Annotated in this window: 16 protein-coding genes and 1 riboswitch; of the genes, 7 read left to right on the forward strand and 9 right to left on the reverse strand. The window is 63.2% G+C overall.

The window, feature by feature from the left end; translation table 11 throughout:
- Window positions 1–32: 32 nt before the first annotated feature.
- The 4 genes from MESCI_RS25870 to MESCI_RS25885 all read right to left on the reverse strand — a co-directional run bounded on the left by MESCI_RS25870 (window position 33) and on the right by MESCI_RS25885 (window position 7,285).
- The gene (locus tag MESCI_RS25870; protein ID WP_013532913.1) at window positions 33–3,179 is read right to left on the reverse strand and encodes an efflux RND transporter permease subunit; all 3,147 of its coding nucleotides are present in this window, start codon (window positions 3,177–3,179) and stop codon (window positions 33–35) included.
- Between the two features lie 199 nt (window positions 3,180–3,378).
- Window positions 3,379–4,530, reverse strand: a complete 1,152-nt coding sequence (locus tag MESCI_RS25875; protein WP_013532914.1) for an efflux RND transporter periplasmic adaptor subunit — start codon at window positions 4,528–4,530, stop codon at window positions 3,379–3,381.
- A 56-nt stretch (window positions 4,531–4,586) separates the two neighbouring features.
- Window positions 4,587–5,192 (reverse strand): TetR/AcrR family transcriptional regulator, encoded by a 606-nt coding sequence (locus MESCI_RS25880; protein WP_013532915.1) that lies wholly within the window; start codon window positions 5,190–5,192, stop codon window positions 4,587–4,589.
- A 452-nt stretch (window positions 5,193–5,644) separates the two neighbouring features.
- Window positions 5,645–7,285 (reverse strand): acyl-CoA synthetase, encoded by a 1,641-nt coding sequence (locus MESCI_RS25885; protein ID WP_013532916.1) that lies wholly within the window; start codon window positions 7,283–7,285, stop codon window positions 5,645–5,647.
- Window positions 7,286–7,475: 190 nt separating this feature from the next.
- On the opposite strand from MESCI_RS25885, the gene MESCI_RS25890 reads away from it, so the two are divergent.
- On the forward strand, window positions 7,476–8,441 hold the full coding sequence (locus MESCI_RS25890; RefSeq protein WP_013532917.1) for a sugar-binding transcriptional regulator: 966 nt from the start codon (window positions 7,476–7,478) through the stop codon (window positions 8,439–8,441).
- A gap of 91 nt (window positions 8,442–8,532) precedes the next feature.
- Window positions 8,533–10,587, forward strand: a complete 2,055-nt coding sequence (locus MESCI_RS25895) for a bifunctional aldolase/short-chain dehydrogenase (protein ID WP_013532918.1) — start codon at window positions 8,533–8,535, stop codon at window positions 10,585–10,587.
- A gap of 53 nt (window positions 10,588–10,640) precedes the next feature.
- On the opposite strand, the gene MESCI_RS25900 is transcribed toward MESCI_RS25895, so the two are convergent.
- The 4 genes from MESCI_RS25900 to MESCI_RS25915 form a co-directional block, all read right to left on the reverse strand.
- Window positions 10,641–11,486, reverse strand: a complete 846-nt coding sequence (locus MESCI_RS25900; RefSeq protein WP_013532919.1) for an acyl-CoA thioester hydrolase/BAAT C-terminal domain-containing protein — start codon at window positions 11,484–11,486, stop codon at window positions 10,641–10,643.
- Window positions 11,487–11,587: 101 nt separating this feature from the next.
- Window positions 11,588–12,640, reverse strand: coding sequence for a substrate-binding domain-containing protein (locus tag MESCI_RS25905; protein WP_013532920.1), 1,053 nt, complete (start codon window positions 12,638–12,640; stop codon window positions 11,588–11,590).
- Between the two features lie 51 nt (window positions 12,641–12,691).
- Complete coding sequence (locus tag MESCI_RS25910) at window positions 12,692–13,687, reverse strand: ABC transporter permease (protein WP_013532921.1); 996 nt, start codon at window positions 13,685–13,687, stop codon at window positions 12,692–12,694.
- 79 nt (window positions 13,688–13,766) lie between these two features.
- Complete coding sequence (locus MESCI_RS25915) at window positions 13,767–15,278, reverse strand: sugar ABC transporter ATP-binding protein (protein WP_013532922.1); 1,512 nt, start codon at window positions 15,276–15,278, stop codon at window positions 13,767–13,769.
- 135 nt (window positions 15,279–15,413) lie between these two features.
- Between MESCI_RS25915 and mtnK the strand changes: the two genes are divergently transcribed.
- Together mtnK and mtnA are read left to right on the forward strand one after the other, a co-directional pair.
- A complete protein-coding gene (gene mtnK / locus MESCI_RS25920; protein ID WP_013532923.1) occupies window positions 15,414–16,688 on the forward strand; it encodes an S-methyl-5-thioribose kinase in 1,275 nt (424 codons plus the stop codon).
- On the forward strand, window positions 16,685–17,779 hold the full coding sequence (gene mtnA, locus MESCI_RS25925) for an S-methyl-5-thioribose-1-phosphate isomerase (protein ID WP_013532924.1): 1,095 nt from the start codon (window positions 16,685–16,687) through the stop codon (window positions 17,777–17,779). The genes mtnK and mtnA overlap by 4 nt, the downstream gene beginning before the upstream one ends.
- Window positions 17,780–17,789: 10 nt before the next feature.
- Here mtnA and MESCI_RS25930 read toward each other — a convergent pair whose 3' ends face one another.
- Complete coding sequence (locus tag MESCI_RS25930; protein ID WP_013532925.1) at window positions 17,790–18,329, reverse strand: Lrp/AsnC family transcriptional regulator; 540 nt, start codon at window positions 18,327–18,329, stop codon at window positions 17,790–17,792.
- Between the two features lie 49 nt (window positions 18,330–18,378).
- On the opposite strand from MESCI_RS25930, the gene MESCI_RS25935 reads away from it, so the two are divergent.
- From MESCI_RS25935 to fba, 3 genes are all read left to right on the forward strand, one after another.
- A complete protein-coding gene (locus tag MESCI_RS25935; protein ID WP_013532926.1) occupies window positions 18,379–19,548 on the forward strand; it encodes an MFS transporter in 1,170 nt (389 codons plus the stop codon).
- A gap of 66 nt (window positions 19,549–19,614) precedes the next feature.
- Window positions 19,615–19,829, forward strand: a riboswitch (FMN riboswitch).
- A gap of 77 nt (window positions 19,830–19,906) precedes the next feature.
- On the forward strand, window positions 19,907–20,380 hold the full coding sequence (locus MESCI_RS25940) for a 6,7-dimethyl-8-ribityllumazine synthase (RefSeq protein ID WP_013532927.1): 474 nt from the start codon (window positions 19,907–19,909) through the stop codon (window positions 20,378–20,380).
- Between the two features lie 164 nt (window positions 20,381–20,544).
- Window positions 20,545–21,609, forward strand: a complete 1,065-nt coding sequence (fba, locus tag MESCI_RS25945) for a class II fructose-bisphosphate aldolase (RefSeq protein ID WP_013532928.1) — start codon at window positions 20,545–20,547, stop codon at window positions 21,607–21,609.
- The last annotated feature ends 54 nt before the right edge of the window (window positions 21,610–21,663 follow it).

Genomic DNA, 21,663 nt, shown 5'->3' on the forward strand with positions numbered 1-21,663 from the left:
GCGCCCGATCCTTTTCGACTGGCGCGATCGATCTATTCGGCGGCCAGCGCCAGTTGCGGCTTTTCGGCTTCCTGGCTCAGTTCCAGATCGTCCGTCCGTCCCTCCGCCCCGCGCTTCTTCGGCTCCCGGCCGAAGAACAGGGCGTAACCGGCCGGCAGGACCAGGATGGTCAGCACCGTGGCAACCAGGATGCCGCCCATCATGGCGTAGGCGAGCGGACCCCAGAAGACGCCGCGCGAGATCGGGATCAGCGCCAGCACCGCCGTCAGCGCCGTCAGCGTGATCGGCCGGAAACGGCGAACGGCCGAACCGATGATGGCCTCGTAGCGGTCCATGCCCGCGGCGATGTCCTGGTCGATCTGGTCGACCAGGATGATCGAGTTGCGCATGATGATGCCGAGCAGCGCGATGACGCCGAGAATGGCGACGAAGCCGAACGGCGCACCGCTGATCAGGAGCGCCGCGGCAGCACCGATAATGCCAAGCGGACCGGTCGCCAGCACCAGCATCGCCTTGCCGAAGTTCTGCAGCTGGATCATCAAAAGCACGACAATGACGGCCAGCATGATCGGTGCCTTGGCGGCGATCGAAGCCTGGCTTTCCGCCGAATCCTCCGCACCGCCCTGGATTTCGATCTTGTAACCGGGCGCCAGACCCGCACGCAGGTCCTTCATGTCGTTGTACATCTTGGTGACGACGTCGTTGGACTGCACGCCGTCGGGCAAGGTGGCGCGCACGCTGATGGTCGGCAGGCGGTCGCGGCGCCATTCGATGCCTTGCTCCAGCACCGGCACCACCTTGGCCACCTGCGACAGCGGCACGAATCCGCCGAAGTCGGTCGGGATATAGACCGAGTCGACCGAGGACAGCAGGCTGCGGCTGGCATTCGGCTCGCGGGCGACGATGGACACCGTCTCCTCGCCGTCGCGGAAGTCGTCGAGCGGCGCGCCGGACATCGTCGCCTGCAGCATCTGGCGGATGCGCTGCGAGGTGACGCCGAGTGCGCGGGCACGATCCTGGTCGATGACCAGCTTCATCGCCGGAACCGGCTCCAGCCAGTCATCATGCACGGCGCCAAGCAGCGGATCTTCACGGAACTTTGCCTTCACCTGGTCGGCGATGCGGCGCACCTCCTGGCGATCCGGCCCCATGACGCGCATCTGCACCGGCCAGCCGGTCGGCGGACCGAGGAACAGACGATCGACCTTGGCACGGATGGACGGGAAGTCTTGCGCCAGGACGGTGCGCAACTTGACGATCAGACGCTCGCGAGCCGGTTCGTCATTGGCCATGACGAGCAACTGGGCAAAGTTGGGGTTGCTCAGCTGCTGGTCGAGCGGCAGGAAGAAGCGCGGCGCGCCCTCGCCGATATAGGTGGCGATGAAACGCTTGTCCTTGTCGTCCATCATCTTGGTCTCGAGCGCCTTGGCCTGCGCCTCGACTTCCTTGATGCTGGTGCCTTCCGGCAGCCAAAGGTCGACGAGGATTTCCGGCCGCGACGATTGCGGGAAGAAGTTCTGCGGAATGAACTGGAAAGCCCATAGGCTGGTGCCGAAGGTGACCAGCGTCATCACCAGGACGATGATGCGATGGCGCACGGCCCAGCTGACGGTGGCACGAAGCCGGCGGTAGAAACGCGTGTCGAAGACATCGTGATGGCTGCCGGCATGCTTGCGCTGCTTGAGGATCATGTTGCCGAGCCATGGCGTGAAATAGACCGCGACGAACCAGGAGACGATCAGCGCGATGCCGACGACATAGAACAGCGTGCGGACATATTCGCCGGCGGTCGAGGCCGCGAAGCCGACCGGAATAAAGCCGGCCGTGGTGATCAGCGTGCCGGTCAGCATCGGGAAGGCGGTCGAGGAATAGGCGAAGCTCGCCGCCTCGACCTTGACCATTCCCTCCTCCAGCTTGCGCTCCATCATCTCGACGACGATCATCGCGTCGTCGACCAGAAGACCGAGCGCGATGATCAGCGCGCCGAGCGAGATGCGCTGCAGGTCGATGCCGAGCTCGTACATGATGGCGAAGGTCGCGGCCAGCACCAGCGGGATGGCGATGGCGATGACCAGGCCGGAACGCCAACCGATCGACAGGAACGAGACGACGAGCACGATCAGCAACGCTTCGCCAAGCGCATGCATGAACTCCGCCACCGCATCGGTGACGACGCCCGGCTGGTCGGAGATCTGGTCGACGGCAACGCCGTAGGGCAGCGCCTCTTCGAAACGCTTGTAGGTGGCCTCGACATCCTTGCCGACATCGGTAACCTTGAAGCCCTTGGCCATGACGACGCCCAACTGCACGCTGTCGTGACCGTTGAAGCGGTACTTTCGCTGGAACGGATCCTGCAACCCCGAACTCACCGTGGCGATGTCGCCCAGCCTCGTGACCTGACCGCCGGCGCGCAGGCGCAGGTTCCTGATATCCTCGACCTTGCCGACATCGCCCTCGACGGAAATGCGCACCGAGTTGGTGCCGGTATCGACGGAGCCGGCCGGGTCGACATTGTTCTGTCCCTTGATCGCATTCTGCAGATCGGTCAGCGTCAGGCCGCGTTCGGCCAGGGCCTTGGACGAGACGTCGATGTAGAGCTTTTCAGGCTGGTCGCCGATGATGACGGCCTTCTCGACGCCGGGCGTCGTCAAAAGCATGTCGCGCGCCTGGATGGCGAACTTCTTCAGCTCGGGATAGCTGAAGCCGTCGCCGCTGATCGAATGCAGGGTGATGAAGGTGTCGCCGAATTCGTCGTTGAAATAGGGGCCGAGCAGACCTTGCGGCAAGTCACCGGCAATGTCACCGACCTTCTTGCGCACCTGGTAGAAGGCGTCGGTCACCTCGGCGGTGTTGGTGTCGCCCTTGATCTGCACGGTGATGATGGCGCTGCCGGCGCGGGTGAAGGAGCGCACGAAATCGAGATGCGGCGTCTCCTGCAGCTTGCGTTCGATCTTGTTGACGACCTGGTCTTCCATCTCCTGGATCGAGGAGCCCGGCCAGATCGCCTGGACGACCATGACCCGGAAGGTGAAATCGGGATCTTCCTTCTGGCCCATGCGCATCAGGCCGAGCGCGCCGGAAATGATGATCAGGCCGAACAGGAACCGCGCAATGGCGGGATGGCCGATTGCCCAGCGCGACAGGTTGAAGGGCCGCTTCTCTTCCGTGGAATTGGTCATCGACGCTGGTCCATCTATCTAGCGCAACAAAATCGAGGGTTCGTAGTGGCTTCCGGGCGGCAAGGCTCTCCCAGCGGAGAAGCACTCATCGCGGTGGGACGCGAAATCGATGTGGGGGTTACATCAATCGAGCGTCTCGGTCGGGCGCCTGCCGCCCGGAAACCAGCGGCTGCGGGAACGCGCAGCCGGTTGTCTGTCGTCAGCGCACCTGCTTGGCGTCGCCGTCCGCCGCGGATGCCGATTGCAGCGCCGTATCACCGGCGAGCTTCACCTTGAGGTTCTCGGTCATGAATTGCGTGCCGGCGGCGACCACGACATCGCCGGGTTTCAAACCCTCCGCGACACGCACGCCATCGGCGGCGAACTCGGCAACCTTGATCGGACGAGCATGAACGGTGTCGGCGCCACGATCGACGGTCCAGACGATCGATTGGGTGCCTTGCTCGGCCAGTGCGCTCAGGGGGATCGAGACCAGCTGCCGCTCATTGGCCGCCGTGGCTTCGATGCTGGCGGTCATGCCGAGCAGCACACGCGGATCGTTGGGCAGGCTGACGCGGACGGCAAAGGTGCGTGATTGCGGATCGGCGCTGCCGGCGACTTCGCGGACCTTGCCGTCGAGCGCCAGCGCATCGTCCGACCAGAAGCCCGCCTTGACCGCCTTGCCCGGCTTGAATTCGGCGATTTCCATTTCGGGGACGGCGATCAGCACTTCCTTTTCGCCGTCGACAGCGACAGTGACAACCGGCGTGCCGGAACCGACCACCTGGCCAACGTCGGCGCTGACCGTGGTGACGATGCCATCCCTGTCGGCCTTGAGATCGGTATAACCGACCTGGTTCTTCGCCTGAGCCAGTGTCGAAAGGGCGGAATCACGGGTGGCGACCGCTTGGTCATAGGTCAAGGTCGCCTGTTCGAGCTGTGATTTCGGGGCAAAATTCTTGGCAAAAAGCTGCTCGGCACGCTTGCGGGCGAGTTCCACGGTCTCGACCTGCCGCTCGGCGGCATCGAGCGCTGCCTGCGCGCTCTTGACCGAAAGGTCGTAGTCAATGGGATCGATGCGGGCGAGCACATCGCCCGAGGCCACATGCTGGCCGATATCGACGAGGCGCTCGGTGATCTTGCCATTGACGCGGAATGCCAGAGCGCTCTCGGTGCGGGCCCTCACCGACCCGGAATAGGAGAGCGTGCGGGTGTCATGTACCTTCGCGATCTCGACAACCTTGACCGGGCGGATGATATCCTTGACTTCGGCTTTTTCCTGGCTGCAGCCGGCAAGCCCGAGAGTGGCGGTGACAAGCAGCACCGGGCCTACAGCCGGCAGCCTGCCGATGATTGAACTGAACGAAGACACGCGCGTACTCCCGAAATGGAGATGAATCGTTGAAACCGGCGCCCGACGGGCGGAGGCTACTTCAAGGCCTTGATTGCATAGTCGACGAGGTCGTCAGGCATTGCCCGGTTGGTCTTGGCAAGGCATTGCGCCACCATCTGCGGGTGACACAGGATGACGGTCGCGGCGCCGAAACAGCGAGACGCGATAACCGGATCCTGTTTTCTGAACTCACCGGCCTCGATCCCGTCACGAATGATTTCCGCGAACAGGTCGTGAATGCTGTCGACATGCTTGTCGATCACACCCCAATCCCGTTCGAGGGCGACGATGACCATCTCGTGGACCTTCTGGTCGTCGAGCATGACCTCCATCGTCATCTTGTATTGCGCATGCACGTAGCGCCGGAGCCGCTCCTCGGCGCTGATCGGCAGGCGCGAAATCTCGTAGGCCATCTTGTAGCTGGCGCCGAGCATCCGGCCGCAGACGGCCTGGTGGATTTCGACCTTGGAGGCGAAGAAACGGTAGATGTTGGCCGGCGACATGCCGAGCTCACGCGCAATGTCGGCGACATTGGTCTTGCCGTAGCCATAGTGCCGGAACAGGCGCTCGGCGCAATCGAGAATGCGCGTTACATTTTCCTGTCGGGCGGCTTCGGCGACTATGGTGGCGGCTTCGGACATGATCCTCTATCGATTTACGAGTGACGAATTTTGATTTTCATCACTCGTAAATCGAAAAGAAGGACCTGTCAATGCGGATTCGGTATACACGTACGAATGATGACAGATGGTGACAGGGAGAAGGTGGAATCGACGATCGCTGTTAGCGGCTGGCCCTGATGAATTCGTCATCCTGGGGCGAAGCAAGGAGCGAAGCGACGCGGCGCAGACCCTAGGATCCATGCCGCGACGTTGGTCAAAGAGTGCGACGGATCAACAGGTTACACCGGTCAGCGAGCTGTAGCCTGCAGCCGCCATTCTCGACTGTCGGAGCTCGGCCGCAAGGTGACGGCATGGATCCCTTGGGCTGCGGAGCAGCTCCAGGGTTTCCGCGACGTCGCTCGCGACTGCTACACCCTAGGATGACGAAGCCCGCGACAAATTGTCGAGGCGAAGCATGGGTGGCGATGCAGCTAAGCCCCCTTGGCCATCTCGCGTAGCCGGAATTTCTGGATCTTGCCGGTCGAGGTTTTCGGGATTTCGGCGAAGATGACCGCCTTCGGCACTTTGAACCGGGCAAGCAGCGCGCGGCAGTGATCGATGATCTCGGCTTCGGTCGCGACCTTGCCGGGTTTCAGCTCGACATAGGCAACAGGCACTTCGCCCCATTTGTCGTCGGGCCTGGCGACGACGCCGCAAGAGGCAACCGACGGGTGCTTGTAGAGCGCGTCCTCGACCTCGATAGAGGAAATGTTCTCGCCACCGGAGATGATGATGTCCTTGGAGCGGTCCTTGAGCTGGATGTAGCCATCGGGGTGCATGACGCCGAGATCGCCGGAATGGAACCAGCCGCCGGCGAAGGCTTCGTCGCTCGCCTTGCGGTTTTTCAGGTAGCCTTTCATGACGATGTTGCCGCGGAACATGACCTCGCCGATTGTCTCGCCGTCGGCCGGTGTCGTCCGCATCGTCTCGGGGTCCATGACCGTCAGGCCTTCGAGCGCTGCATAGCGCACGCCCTGCCGCGCCTTCCTGGCGCTGCGCTCGCCCTTTTCGAGATCATCCCAGGCGCCGTGCCATTCGTTGACGACCGCCGGGCCATAGGTCTCGGTCAGGCCGTAGAGATGGGTGACGGCAAAGCCGGCATCCGCCATCCCCGACAGCACGGCTTCCGGCGGGGGTGCTGCAGCCGTGTTGAAAGTGACCGTCTGCGGAAATGCGCGCTTGTCCTCGTCCCTGGCATTGATCAGCACCGACATGACGACCGGCGCGCCGCACAGATGGGTGACGCCCTGATCGGCGATCGCATCGTAGATCGGCTTCGGCCGCACCCAGCGCAGACAGACATGGGTGCCAGCCTGGACGGCGAGCGTCCAGGGAAAGCACCAGCCATTGCAGTGGAACATCGGCAGCGTCCACAAATAGACCGCGTGCTTGGCCATGCCGGCATGGATGGTGTTGGTGTAGGCCATCAGGGCCGCACCGCGATGGTGGTAGACGACGCCCTTCGGATTGCCCGTCGTTCCGGACGTGTAGTTGAGCGAAATCGCATCCCACTCGTCGTCGGGCATCGACCAGGCGAAGTCCGCGTCGCCGCCTGCGACAAATGCCTCATAGTCCAGTGAGCCTACCCGCTCGCCCTTTGGGTACGGCGCGTCGGCGGCGTATTCGGGATCGTCATAGTCGATGACCAGCGGCTTGACCCTGGCCAGTTCCAGGGCCTGCTTGACGACGCCGGAGAATTCGCGGTCGACGATCAGCACCTTGGTCTCGGCATGATCGAGTTGGAAGGCGATGACCGCCGCATCGAGGCGGGTGTTGAGCGAATGCAGCACCGCCTTGGTCATCGGCACGCCGAAATGCGCCTCCAGCATCGGCGGCGTGTTTGACAGCATGACGGTGACGGTGTCGCCCTTGCCGATGCCGCGCTTCTGAAGGGCCGAGGCAAGCTTCAGCGACCGCTGCCAGAAAGTGCGATAGTCGATGCGCTGACGGCCATGGATGATGGCGATATGGTCGGGATAGGTCTTGGCCGCGCGCTCCAGATAGGTGAGCGGCGTCAGCGGCTGATGGTTGGCCGCGTTCTTGTCGAGATCCTGTTCGTAAGGATTGCCCATCCCATGCTCCCCGCGATTTTCTTTCAGACGTTCTAATCACAGGCTCGGGCCGCGTCACCACAAACGATGCCACGACAGAGCGCATTCGGCACAATGATGAACCAGATTCGGCGCAAGCGGGAGCATCGCATACCTCTGCCCAGTTTGACTTTTGTCGAGAGCCGTGAATAATGTCAGCTGAGGAGACGGCATGGCGATCCGACCGGCAGAACAACTCATCCACAAGGCCGCCTGGCTCTACTATGCCCATGGCCTGCGGCAGGACCAGGTGGCGAGCCAGCTTAACATTTCCCGTGCCTCGGTCGCCATGTACCTGCGCAAGGCGCGCGAGACCGGCATCGTCAACATCTCGACTTCGACCCAGCTTTTCACCGACGACGTGCTGGCGCGCAAGCTCGAGGATGCGCTGAGCCTCGACGCCGTCTGGATCGCGCCGGAGAATGATCATATTGCCGACCCGTCGACGGAAATCGCCGTGCTGGCGGCGAGCGTCTTTCTCGAACTGGTCAAGAAGGGCGACCGCATCGGCGTCGCCTGGGGCCGCACCGTCTATATGATTGCCGACGTCATGTCCTATGCCGATCTGCAGGATGTCACGGTGGTGCAGCTCTGCGGCAATCTCGGCGCGCCCTATTCCTATCGCCCCGACCAATGCACTATGGAAATCGCGCGGCGGCTCAACGCCAAAGGGCTCAATTTCTACGCGCCGCTGGTGCTGTCTACGGAAGAACTTGCGCGTGCGCTGCGTGCCGAGCCGGTGATCCGGGAACAATTGTCGGGTGTCGGCGAATGCGACCTGGCGTTATACTCGGTCGGCGCGGTCGACGCCGACAGCCATCTGGTCAAATGCGGCGCGCTGACGCCAAGTGAAATGGCGGATCTGCGCAGCCAAGGCGCTGCCGGCGTAATTGCCGGGCAGATCATAGACGCCGAGGGCAAGGTGCTCGACTGCAGTTATAACAGGCGGGTGATCTCCGCCGAGCTTGCATCGCTGCGCGCCATCGCCAGGCGGTTGGTGGTGGTGCAGGAGGACAGCAAGTTCGAACCGCTGCTCGCGGCGATCGCCGGCGGCCTTTGCACGCATCTGGTGGTCGGCGCGCACATGGCGCAGCGGCTTCTGGACCATGCTGCTGCCACGACAGAAAAGGCCTCCTAGGAAATCCCCTCTCCGTCGCCGGCGCATTGTCATCAAAGCGTCGCGGCATTCCTGTTTCACCATCAAAGACAAACAACCGGACGAAGCGAACATGAAGAATTTGTGGAATGACGAAGCCGCCGAAAAACTCGTCGCAGACTACGCGAAAAAGGGTGTCGGCCGCGACCTGGCGCTGCGCGTCTACACGACCCGGCTGCTCGGCGGCGAACCACGGCTGGTCCTGCATGGCGGCGGCAACACCTCTTGCAAGACGACGGCAACCGACCTCGTCGGCGACCAGTGGGACGTGCTGTGCGTCAAGGGCAGCGGCTGGGACATGGGCGTCATCGAGCCGCAGGGCCTGCCGGCGGTCAAGCTCAAGCCGCTGCTCAAGGCGCGCGCGCTGAACAGGCTGGCCGACGAGGACATGGTTGCCCTGCAACGCGTCAACCTCATCGATCCGTCCTCGCCCAACCCGTCGGTCGAGACGTTGCTGCATGCCTTCCTGCCGCACAAATTCGTCGACCACACGCACTCGACCGCCATTCTCGCCATCGTCGACCAGGAGGACTCCAAGCCGCTGGTGAAGACGGTTTTCGGCAGCAAGATGGGTTACGTGCCTTACATCATGCCCGGCTTCGACCTCGCCAAGGCGGCTGCCGACATCTTCGACGCCGATCCTGACGTCGAGGGCCTGATCCTCGACAAGCATGGCATCTTCACCTTCGGCGACGATGCGAAGCAGGCCTACGACCGGATGATCCATTATGTGAACGTCGCCGAGGACTATATTGCCGCAAGCGGCAAGCCGAAGGCGGCAAAGGCAGCCTTGCCGGCAAAGCTCGCGACGCCGGCGTCGATCGCGCCGATGCTGCGCGGCGCGGTGGCGGTAGCGCGCGGCGAAGGCCGCTTCGACCGGATGGTCAGCGATTTCCGCACTTCGCCGGTAATTGTCGATTTCATCAATTCAGCCGAGATCGCCGATTATGCCGGGCGCGGCGTCTCGACGCCCGATCTGTCGATCCGCATCAAGACCGGGCCGATGGCGCTGCCGGCGCCCGACGCCGACAAGGCCGGCGACTACAAGGCGGTGATCAAGAGCCATGTCGACGCGTTCGCCAAGGATTATCGCGCCTATTTCGAAACCAATGATGCGCTCGACGACGTCAAGCGCACCATGCTCGACCAGATGCCGCGGCTGACGCTGGTGCCCGGCCTCGGCATGTTCGGCCACGGCCGCACCCTGAAGGACGCGAAGATCGCGTCGGATGTCGGTGAGATGTGGATCGAGGCAGTGCGTGGCGCCGAGGCCGTCGGCCGGTTCCATCCGCTTTCCAAGGCCGACCTGTTCCCGCTCGAATACTGGTCGCTGGAACAGGCCAAGCTCGCCTCCAACAAGCCGAAGCCGCTGACCGGCCAGGTGGTGCTGATCACCGGCGGTGCCGGCGCGATCGGTGCAGCGACGGCAAAGCTGTTCGCCGACAATGGCGCCCATGCCGTCGTCGTCGATCTCGACGCCGAAAAAGCCGCCGATGCAGCGAAGAAAGCCGGCAACAATTCGATCGGCGTCGCCGCAGACATCACCGACCCGGCACAGGTGCGTGCCGCCTTCGACAAAGCGGTCGCCGTGTTCGGCGGTGTCGACATCCTGGTTTCCAATGCCGGCGCCGCCTGGGAAGGCCGCATCGGCGAGCTCGACGATGCACTTTTGCGCAAGAGTTTCGAGCTCAATTTCTTCGCCCACCAATCGGTGGCGCAGAATGCCGTGCGCATCATGCTCGAGCAGGGCACCGGCGGCGTGCTTCTGTTCAACACCTCCAAGCAGGCCGTCAACCCCGGCCCGAAGTTCGGCGCCTATGGCGTGCCGAAGGCGGCGACGCTGTTCCTGTCCAGGCAGTACGCGCTCGACTATGGCGCGCATGGCATCCGCTCGAACGCCGTCAACGCCGACCGTATCCGCTCGGGCCTTTTGACCGACGCCATGATTGCCAGCCGCTCAGGCGCGCGCGGCGTGTCGGAGAAGGACTACATGTCCGGCAATCTGCTCGGCCAGGAAGTGACGGCGCAGGACGTGGCGCAGGCCTTCCTGCATCACGCGCTGGCCGACCGCACCACCGCCGACGTGACGACCGTCGACGGCGGCAATATCGCGGCAGCGCTGCGGTAGGGAAAACCGGCCGAGACTGACGCAAAACAGGCGAAGGTATTCGGGATCTGCAGCTACAGCAGTTCTCGGATGCCTTCCCACGCCATTCTGCCCAACCGTGAATCGGCCTCGCCATTGCCGCCATGTGCATGCAATGTCGAGCGTGGTGTGTTCTCGCCAGGCAAGAGAATGCGATGCCCCGCATCCGGCGATGACACGAGATGTGTGATCTTGCCTGCTTCGCTGCGCCGCCGGACAATTTCTGTCGCGAACCATAGGGAGGGCCACAGCGCATCGTCGCCGCCTGCGACCAGCAGGATCTCGGCCGATGCGGTCTCAACGGGGATGGTCGCCGCAGCCGCTTCCTGCCTGAAGGTTTTCAAGCAATGTTCGAAGAGTCCCCTGTAGGATACCAAGCCATCCACGTATTCTGGTGTCCAGTTTGGATCCGTCGGCACAAACGGCAGGGGAATTCCGTCGAGCGACCATGAGGATCGTTCAGGCCAACTGACGCCATCCCGGCCAGCACCAATATTTCCCCAAATCACCGATGACGGGCTGATGGCGACCACAGCGTCGATGCGCGGGTCATGGACCGCCGCAAGCAGTGAGGCCTCGGCACCCTTGGATGTGCCGACATAGACGATGCGGTGGCATCCTGTTTCAAGGAGACAATCGGTTGCCGCGAAGAAGGTTTCGAGGGGAATTTCGCATATTCCGGGAGGCTGGCCCTCACCGCCAAACCATTGCAGGGCCAAAGCCGACGAGCCCTCGTTTGCAAAGAGCCGTGCGCGCCCGACATCGACGCGGCCACTCGACCCACCCAGCACCACGACACCCGTGGTGGCCTGCGGGCATCGAAACAAGGTTCCGGCGACGGCGCCGGACAGGTTTTCCTCGATTGCCGCTTGGACTTGCATACACGCACCGAACCTTGGGCCGGAGCCTGGCGCCGGCTGCAGATATTCAGCAAAAAGGCCGCCTGCAGCAAGCGGCTGCAGGCGGCCTTCGATTGCGAAAGTTACTTGGCGTTCGGGTTCGGCATCCAGGCCGGCATCGCGACATCGGCGTGGGCGAACTGCGGCAGCTTGGCCGACAGGTCCTCCATGTTCTTGATGTCCTTGTCGATGAGGTCCTTTTGGGTGATCAGTGTCGGCGGCACGACGACGTTGTGGCCCGGATCTTCACCGGCCAGCAGCTGCGCCAGCGCACGCACCGAGACCTGGCCGACGACGGCCGGGTTGGTCGCGGCGGTCGCGGCCCAGGCGCTGTCGGGCTCGCGCATCGCAGCGATGTCCGAGGTCGAAATGTCGGCCGAATAGATCTTGATGCCCTTGTTTAAGCCCGCTTCGTCGACAGCGATCTTCACGCCCTTGGCGAATTCGTCATAGGGAGCGAACATCACCTTGATGTCGGGATGCGCCGTCAGCACCGAACGCGCCTGGTTGGCGACGGAGTTGGCGATCGGATTGTCGAGCGTGCCGAACATCGCGACTTCCTTGATGCCGGCATATTTCTTCTTGACGTCAACCCAGGTCTCGTTGCGGCGGTCGAGCGGCGCGATGCCGGCGACATAGACATAGCCGGCATTCCAGCTTTCGCCATTGTCCTTGACCGCCTGCTCGAGCGCGAGGCGGGCCAGGTCGCGATCGGACTGTTCGATCTGCGGGATCTTGGGGTTTTCGACATTGACGTCGAAGGCCACAACCTTGATGCCGGCGTCGACCGCACGCTGCGCGGCGTCCTTCATCGATTCGGTCAGGCCGTGCTGGATGATGATACCCTGCACGCCGAGCGCGATGGCCTGATCGACCATGTCGGACTGAAGAGCCGCATCCTGGCGGCTGTCGAGGACGCGCAGGTCGATGCCGAGCGCCTTCGACTGCGCCTCGACGCCCGAGAGATAGGCCTGGAAGAAGTCGCCGGTCGAGAGATAGCGCACCAGCGCGATCTTGACGCCGGGCTTGTCGAAGGGCGCCGGCTTGTCCGCGGCAAAAGCCGGAAACTGCATCAGCATGGTTGCGCCGGCCAATCCGAGCGCCACCTTCCCCAGAAGTCTTCTTGTAATGCTCACTTTGTTTTCCTCCACTCTTGTTGAACTCGAAAATCCTGTTCCGGTCGAAAGCTATCTCCTGCCCCTGCCCGAAAGCGCAAAGGTGAAGACAAGGGCGACGACCAGAACCACGCCCTTGATGAAATCCTGCGTGTAGTAAGGCGCGTTCATCATCGTCAGGCCTTGCAGCAAGATGCCGACGAACAGCGCGCCGATGGCGGTGCCGAACGCATTCGGCTTGGCGGCACCCAGCACCGCGTAGCCGATCAGCGCCGCGGCAACCGCATCGAGCAGCAGATTATTACCCGAGGCGATGTCGCCGCGTCCAAGCCGGGCAGCGAGCAAAATGCCGCCGATCGAGGCAAAAACACCTGAAATGACGTAAGCCCAGATCTTGTATGCCTTGACAGGCGCACCGGCGAGTTCGGCGGCGCGCTCATTGCTGCCGACGGCATACATCATGCGGCCGAAACGGGTGTATTCGAGGAAGAACCAGATCAGCACGGCGAGCACGAGCAGCACCACCACCGACACTGGAATGAGGTTCGGGATGAAGAAGTCGAAGCGGTGGCGGCCGAGCGCCAGGAAGGCGTCGGAGAATTTGCCGTTGGCGACCGAACCGTCCGGCATGGTCATGCCGGTGGCGATCGAGCGGCCTTCGGTTGGAATGCGCTGCAGGCCGACGAGCAGGAACATCATGCCGAGCGTCGCCAGCAGATCGGGCACACGCATGTAGACGATCAGCCAGCCATTGATCAGGCCGACGATGGCGCCGATGAGCAGGCAGACGACGACCGCGACAAGGGCGTTCTGCTCCAGCACCACCATGACATAGGCGGCCGCCATCATGGCTGAGGTGGCGACCGAGCCGATCGACAGATCAAAACCTCCGACGACCAGCGTGGCGGTGACGCCGAGCGCCAGCACGCCGGTGATGGCGACCGACTGGAAGATGAAAACCGCACTTTGCGGCGAAACGAAACCGTCGGCGGCGATCGAGAAATAGGCGACGAGCCCGAACAAGAGCACGATGAAGCCGTAGCGGATGGCGTGGTCGCGCAATGTCATTCGGCGCTCCCGCGCGCTGCTGCCGTTTTTAGCCAATCCGAACCCATGCTCTTTCCATTCCCATTCCTAACGCCCGTGCTCAGGCGGCACTGTGCAGCGGCCCGCCGGCGACCTCGGCCAACAGGCGGTCGAGATCGACATCGGCATTGCGGTGCTCGCCGACGATGGTCTGTTCCGACATGACCAGGATGCGATCGGCGGTCTCCAGCGCCTCGTCGAGTTCGGTGACGAACAGCAGCGTGGCGCGTCCGTTTGCACTGGCCCTGAGCTTGGCGGCGATGTCGCGCCGGGCGGAAATATCGACGCCCTGAAACGGCTCGTCCAGAATGAACAGTCTCGCATGCTGGGCCATCCAGCGGGCGACCATCACCTTCTGCTGGTTGCCGCCGGAGAGCTCCGACATCTCGTCCTTCTCGGAGCGGCAGACGATGCCCAGCTCCTCGATCTGCCGGCGCGCCGTGGCGCGTTCCAGACGGCGCTTGAGAACAGCGAAACGTGACATGCGCTTGTGAAACGGCAGGCTGATATTTTCCTGGATGTTGAAGCCGCCGACGATGCCGTTCTCGCCGCGGTCCTTGGCAACGAGGAACACGCCGGCGGCGATCGCCTCGCCGGCTGTTTCAGGAGCATAAGGCCTGCCGTTCAGCGTCATTGTGCCGGCCAGCGGCTGGCGCACGCCAAACAGCGTCTCGGCAAGCGCCGTCTTGCCGACGCCGACGAGGCCGGTGATGGCAACGACCTCACCGTCGCCGAGCGTCAGCGAGATCGGCCGTGCGCCTTGTGCGATGCGCAGACCGTCTATCTTGAAGACGGCATTGGCCGAATCCCTGACAACAATCCGGTCGAGATGGATCTTGCGGCCGAGCATGGCGTTGACCGCGCCTTCATAGTCGAGCGGTTTCTTGTCGAAAATGCCTGAGATGATCCCGTCCCGCATCGATACGATGCGGTCGGCCAGCCGCCTTATGTCCGACATACGGTGCGAGATGTAGAGGATGGCCACGCCTTGCTCGCGCAGCCTGTCGATCAGGGCAAACAGCCGATCAGCCTCGGCGCTGGAGAGCGATGAGGTCGGCTCGTCGAGGATCAGCACTTTCGGCTTGTGCGCCAGCGCGCGGGCAATCGCCACCATCTGGCGATCGGCCAGCGAAAGATCACTCACCCGCGCCTTCAAATCGATGGCCAGCCCCATGCGGTCGGCAACCGCCTTGGCCTCTCGCCGCACGCGCATTGGATTGAACAGGGTCGGCGCACCGCTGCCGCTCAGCCGGTCCAGCGTCAGGTTGGTGGCGACGTCGAGATCGGCAACGACACCGTCATTGATGTTCTGGTGCACGGTGACGACGCCGGCGCGGATCGCCTCGGCCGGGGTTTTCGGCGCGAAATCCTGGTCGGCGAGCACCATCGTCCCGCCGCCGCGTTCGTAGACACCAGAGATGATCTTGACGAGGGTGGATTTGCCGGCGCCGTTGGCGCCCATCAGCACGGTCACTTCACCGGCATGCAGTTCCAGCGAGACGCCGCCAAGCACCTCGTTATGGCCAAAGGATTTCCTCAGTCCCTCTACGCGGAACACGGCATTGCCGACCATGCGTTCCTCCCTGACATGACGCTATGGGCTGTATCGGCAATTGTCAACACGATTGACAATTGCCAGATCGCTTCCTAGCTTGGCCCGGCCGCCACGCCTCCGTTATGTTGGAAGCGCATATGCGGGAGGATAACGATGACTGAAGAATTGCCGTTCGAAGCCCTGTCGGTCGAAACCCTGGCTGCACGCCTTGGCGGCAACGAGGCGCTGTGCGCGAAGATCGGCAAGGACACCGGCGCCTGGAAGGTCCGCGAGGTCGGCGACGGCAATCTCAACCTGGTGTTCATCGTCGAAGGCGCCAGCGGTGCGGCCGTGGTCAAGCAGGCCCTGCCCTATGTCCGCCTGGTCGGCGACAGCTGGCCGCTGCCGTTGAAGCGCTCCTTCTTCGAATATCACGCGCTGACCAGGCAAGAGGCGCGCGCGCCGGGGTCAGTGCCGGCGATCCATTATTTCGATGAATGCCAGGCGCTGATCATCATGGAATATCTTGCGCCGCCGCATATCATCCTGCGCCGTGCCCTGATCGACGGCCGCCAACTGCCGAACATCGCCCGGGATATCGGCCTGTTCATGGCCCGGACGCTGTTTCGCGGCTCCGACCTGCATATGGCCGCCAAGGACCGCAAGGCCGATCTGGCGCTGTTCGCCGACAATGTCGAGCTTTGCGACATCACCGAAAACCTGGTGTTCTCCGATCCCTATTTCGATGCCAAGATGAACCGGCACACCTCGCCGCAGCTCGACGGCCTGGTCGCCGAACTGCGCGCCGACCGCGACCTCAAGGTCGAGGCGCAGCGGCTGAAGCACATCTTCGCCGCCAATGCCGAAACGCTGCTGCATGGCGACCTGCATTCCGGTTCGATCATGGTCACCGACACGGAGACCCGGATGATCGATCCGGAGTTCGCCTTCTACGGCCCGATGGCTTTCGACGTCGGCATGCTGCTTGCCAATTTCTGGATGTCCTTCTTCTCGCAACGCGGTCACGAACAGAAGGGCAAGCGCGACGCCATGCGCGCCTATCTGCTCGGTGTGACGGTCGAGACCTGGGCGGTGTTCCGCGCCGAGTTTTCGCATCTATGGCGCAGCGAGCGCACCGGCATGCTCTACCAAAAGAGCCTGTTCGAGGACCAGGGCGACATCCTTGCCTCAGAGCAGGCGCTCGACCATGTGCTGCACCAGATCTGGACCGATCTGCTAGGCTTTGCCGGCGTCGAACTGCACCGGCGCATCCTCGGTCTCGCTCACAATGCCGATTTCGAGACCATTGCCGACGAGGATCTGCGCGCCAGTTGTGAAGCAAAGGCGCTGAAATTCGGCCGCCACCTCGCCGTCAACCGGCGCCAGATCCACAGCATCGACGAGGTCAACCAACTGGCCGCGCTGATCGAACAGGAGAGCAGCATTTGAACGTCGGCGACCGCCACTATCGCACCATCTGGCTGAGCGACGACGGGCGTTCGGTCGATATCATCGACCAGCGCTGGCTGCCGCATGATTTCCGCATCGAGAGGATCGGCACGGTTGCCGGCATCGCCACCGCCATCCGCGACATGTGGGTGCGCGGCGCGCCGCTGATCGGCGTCACCGCTGCCTATGGCGTCGCCATGCAGATGGCCGACGATGCGTCGGATGCAGCGCTCGACGCCGTGTGGGAGACCCTGCACGAGACGCGGCCGACCGCGATCAATCTGCGCTGGGCGCTGGACGAAATGCGGCGCTTCCTGCGGCCTTTGCCTACCGAACAACGCGCTGCAGCCGCCTATCGGCGGGCCAGTGAGATCGCCGACGAAGATGTCGGCCTCAACCGCGCCATCGGCGAGAACGGTCTCACCATCATCAAGGCGATCGCGGCGCGCAAGCAGAAGGGCGAGCCGGTCAACATCCTGACCCATTGCAATGCCGGCTGGCTGGCGACGGTCGATTACGGCACGGCGACCGCGCCGATCTACCTGGCCACAGAAGCCGGCATTCCGGTCCATGTCTATGTCGACGAGACGCGGCCGCGCAACCAGGGCGCCCAGCTGACCGCCTGGGAGATGGCCGGGCACGGCGTGCCGCACACGCTGATCGTCGACAATGCCGGCGGCCATCTGATGCAGCGCGGCGCAATCGACATGGTCATCGTCGGTACCGACCGCACCACGGCCGACGGCGATGTCTGCAACAAGATCGGCACCTATCTCAAGGCGCTCGCCGCCGCCGACAACGACGTGCCGTTCTATGTCGCGCTGCCGTCGCCGACCATCGACTGGACGGTGCATGACGGACTGGCCGAAATCCCGATCGAGCAACGCTCGGCCGACGAGGTCTCGCTGGTCTGGGGCAAGACCGCCGCCGGCGAGATTGCCCAGGTGCGCATTTCGCCTGAGACGACGCCGGCGGCCAACCCGGCCTTCGACGTGACGCCGGCGCGGCTGGTGACCGGCCTGATCACCGAGCGCGGTGTCGCCAAGGCCTCGCGCGAGGGCCTGAAGCAGATGTTTCCCGAGCGGGCGTAGCCGCTCGCTTCTAGTACAGAGGCTCGGCCATGTGCTTGGGTGTCGGCCAAGTCTCGGTGATACCCGGCTGCACCGGCCGCTCCAGATAGGTCGAGAGCACCACATAGCTGCGCGTCGAGGTGACGCCCGGCGTTTCGTAGAGGCGCGCCAAAAGGCCTTCGAGGGCCCTGGTGTCTTCGGTGCGGACCTTCAGCAGCATGCAGGTGTCGCCGGCGACGGTATGGATTTCCTCCACTTCGGGATATTGCGAGACCGCCATCAGTTCCGGCGTCTTTCCCCAGCCCCTGGTGTCGATATGGACAAAGGCAAGCAAAGGCTTTTTCACCGCCCGGGGATCGATGATGGTGACCGTGTTGCGGATGGCGCCGCTGCGCCGGAGCCGTTTGACCCGCTCATGCGCTGCCGGTGGCGACAAGCCGACGCGATCGCCGAGTTCGGCGTAGCTGATCGTGGCATCATCGACCAGGACACCTAATATTCTTCGGTCTATCGCGTCGAGATCGCGGGCCGCTGGCCTGTTCTGCAGAATGCCATCTGTTTCTTCATCCATGGCGAAATTCCTGGTTCTCCGCTGAATAGAATACGGCCATTATGCCGATATGTCGAACATTGATCAACTTGCACCATTGACTGCCCGAGCCCCGATCCCGGCGCTTGCCTATCTGTTGACGGGCTGCATCGCGGTCATCGGCTCGAACTCGCTGGTGCTGGGTCCGATTGCACCGGCTGTCGCCTCTTCGTTCGGAACCAGCGTGCCGGCCGTGATGATTGCGGCGGCCGCGTTCGGCCTCGGCACCTCTGCCAGCGCGCTGTTCCTGGCGCGCTACATCGACCGGCTCGGTGCTCGCAGAATGCTGCAGGGCGCACTGCTGCTGTTGGCACTGGCGCTGGTCGCCAGCGCCGCGGCACCCACGGTGATCATGCTGGTCGCCGCACAGCTGCTGGCCGGCATCGCCGCCGGCGTCGCCATGCCGGCGATCTATGCCAGCGCGGCGGCCATCGCCCCACCGGGCAGGGAGAGCGGCACGATCGGCGTCGTGCTGACCGGATGGACGCTCAGCATGGTCGCCGGCGTCTCGCTGTCGGCCGTGCTTGCCGATCTTGTGCATTGGCGCGCCGTTTTCGTGGCGGTCGCGGTGCTTGCGGCCCTTGCATGGATGGGACTGACAGTGACGTCGCTCAGCGACACCAGGAAGGCCGGACCGGCGCCCGCCCCGCTGGAAGCGCTCGGCATTCCCGGAATCCTGCCGCTGCTGGTCGCGTGCGCGGCCTTCATGACTTCGTTCTACGGCGTCTATGGCTATCTCGGCGACCATCTTCATGTCGGGCTTGGACAGCCGGTGAGCGCCAACGGCCTGGCGGCGCTTGCCTACGGCATAGGCTTCGGGACGGCTGCTCTGCTCGACGGCATCATCGACAGACTGGGTGCGCGGCGCGTCATGCCGTTTGCCTATCTTCTTGTCGCCGTCGTCTACGTCGCGATGGCGGCGACGAGCGGCAGTTTCGGGCTGACCCTGACCATGGTGGCAATCTGGGGACTGGCCAATCATTTCGGCCTGAACGTCCTGGTGATGCGCCTGTCGGCGCTCGATCCATCGCGGCGCGGCACGATCATGGGCCTGAACAGTGCGGTGACTTACCTCGCGGTCTTTGTCGGCACCACCAGCTTCGGGCCGCTTTATTCCAACTTCGGCTTTGCTGTCTGCGTGATGGTTGCAGCACTGCTCATGCTGATCGCCGCATCGGCGGCGGCGTGGCGCACGCGGTAGTCGAACGTGCTTGGCCCAACCTTCTCACGGTTGACAGCAGCGCCCCGCCCTTTCATACAAAGCCGTTAATGTTCTCAGGGCGGGGTGAAAGTCCCCACCGGCGGTAAGGGTTTCTACCCAAGCCCGCGAGCGCTTTCCGGTCCACGCATCAATGCGTGGATTCTTAAGTGCTAGAGCGTCCTTTACGCGTCCAAGGGACGCGTGGCGCTCTAGTGGAAAGGTCAGCAGATCCGGTGTGATTCCGGAGCCGACGGTTACAGTCCGGATGGAAGAGGACGAAACGGAAGCCGGCCCGCTTTTTGCGGGCTTAATCCGTATCGTGCGTCCTGATTCTGGTTCGAAACGGAAGGATGGACCCATGAATCAGCATTCCCATAAAGACTATGAAACGACCCGCATCGCCGTTATCCGCGCGCGCTGGCATGCCGACATCGTCGACCAGTGCGTACAGGCCTTCGAAGCTGAACTGGCCTCTCTGGGAGGCGAACGCTTCACCGTCGACATTTTCGACGTGCCCGGCGCCTATGAGATCCCCCTGCATGCCAAGACCCTGGCCGGGACCGGCCGTTATGCCGCGATCCTCGGCACGGCCTTTGTGGTCGATGGCGGCATCTACCGGCATGAGTTCGTCGCAAGTGCTGTCATCGACGGCATGATGAACGTGCAGCTGTCGACCGGCGTGCCGGTGCTGTCGGCGGTGCTCACCCCGCACAACTGCCACGACAGCGCCGAGCACCACCGCTTCTTCTTCGAGCACTTCACCGTCAAGGGCAAGGAAGCGGCGAACGCCTGCGTGCAACTCCTGGCGGCGCGGGACCTGATCGCGGCCTGAGGTCGTCAAACTGGCCGGATTTCAACCCTGCAACAAGAATTGCGATCGAGAAGCGCTCCGAAGGTTGCGGTTCCCTTGAAATCCCGCCAGAAGCATCAAGGGCCGACCGGCAAACCGGCCGGCCCGCGACGTTGCGCTTGAAACCAGATACGGGAGACTATTGGGTGGCTCGCATAACACTGAGACAATTGCTCGACCACGCCGCCGAATACGGCTATGGCGTGCCCGCTTTCAACATGAACAACATGGAACAGGGCCTCGCCATCATGGAGGCCGCCGAGGAGACCAAGTCGCCGGTCATCCTGCAGGCTAGCCGCGGCGCGCGCGCCTATGCCAATGACGTGGTGCTGGCCAAGCTGATCGACGCGCTGGTCGAAATCCATCCCGACATTCCGGTCTGCATGCATCTCGACCATGGCAACAACGAAGCCACCTGCGTCACCGCGATCCAGTACGGCTTCACCTCCGTCATGATGGACGGATCGCTGAAGGAAGACGGCAAGACGCCGGCCGACTACGCCTACAATTCCGGCATCACCAAGCGCGTCGTCGACATGGCGCATTGGGGCGGCGTGTCCGTCGAAGGCGAGATCGGCGTGCTCGGCTCGCTGGAAAGCGGCGGCGGCGAGCAGGAAGACGGCCACGGCGTCGAAGGCGCGATCAGCCACGACCAGCTTTTGACTGATCCCGAACAGGCGGTGGAATTCGTCAAGGACACCCATGTCGATGCGCTGGCGGTTGCCATGGGCACCAGCCATGGCGCCTACAAATTCTCGCGCAAGCCGGACGGCGCGGTGCTGGCCATGAACGTCATCGAGGAGATCCATCGCCGCCTGCCGAACATGCACCTGGTCATGCACGGCTCGTCCTCGGTGCCGGAGGATCTGCAGGAGATCATCAACAAATATGGCGGCCAGATGAAGCCGACCTGGGGCGTCCCGGTCGAGGAAATCCAGCGCGGCATCAAGCACGGCGTGCGCAAGATCAACATCGATACCGACAACCGCATGGCGCTGACCGGCGCCATCCGCAAGGTGCTGACCGAGAACCCGAGCGAGTTCGACCCGCGCAAGTATCTGACACCGGCCATGGCCGCCATGCGCAAGCTCTGCAAGGAGCGCTTCGAACAGTTCGGCACCGCCGGCAACGCGCAGAAGATCAAGCCGCTGCCGGTCGCCGAAATGGCCAAGCGCTACAAGTCGGGCAGTCTGGACCCGAAGTTCGGCTGAGCTGAACGCTGGTATCGAGGGCAGGAGCGCGGCAGCGCCCTGCCCGTTTACCGA

Source organism: Mesorhizobium ciceri biovar biserrulae WSM1271 (genome assembly GCF_000185905.1).
In the GTDB taxonomy this organism is placed as follows: Bacteria; Pseudomonadota; Alphaproteobacteria; order Rhizobiales; family Rhizobiaceae; genus Mesorhizobium; species Mesorhizobium ciceri.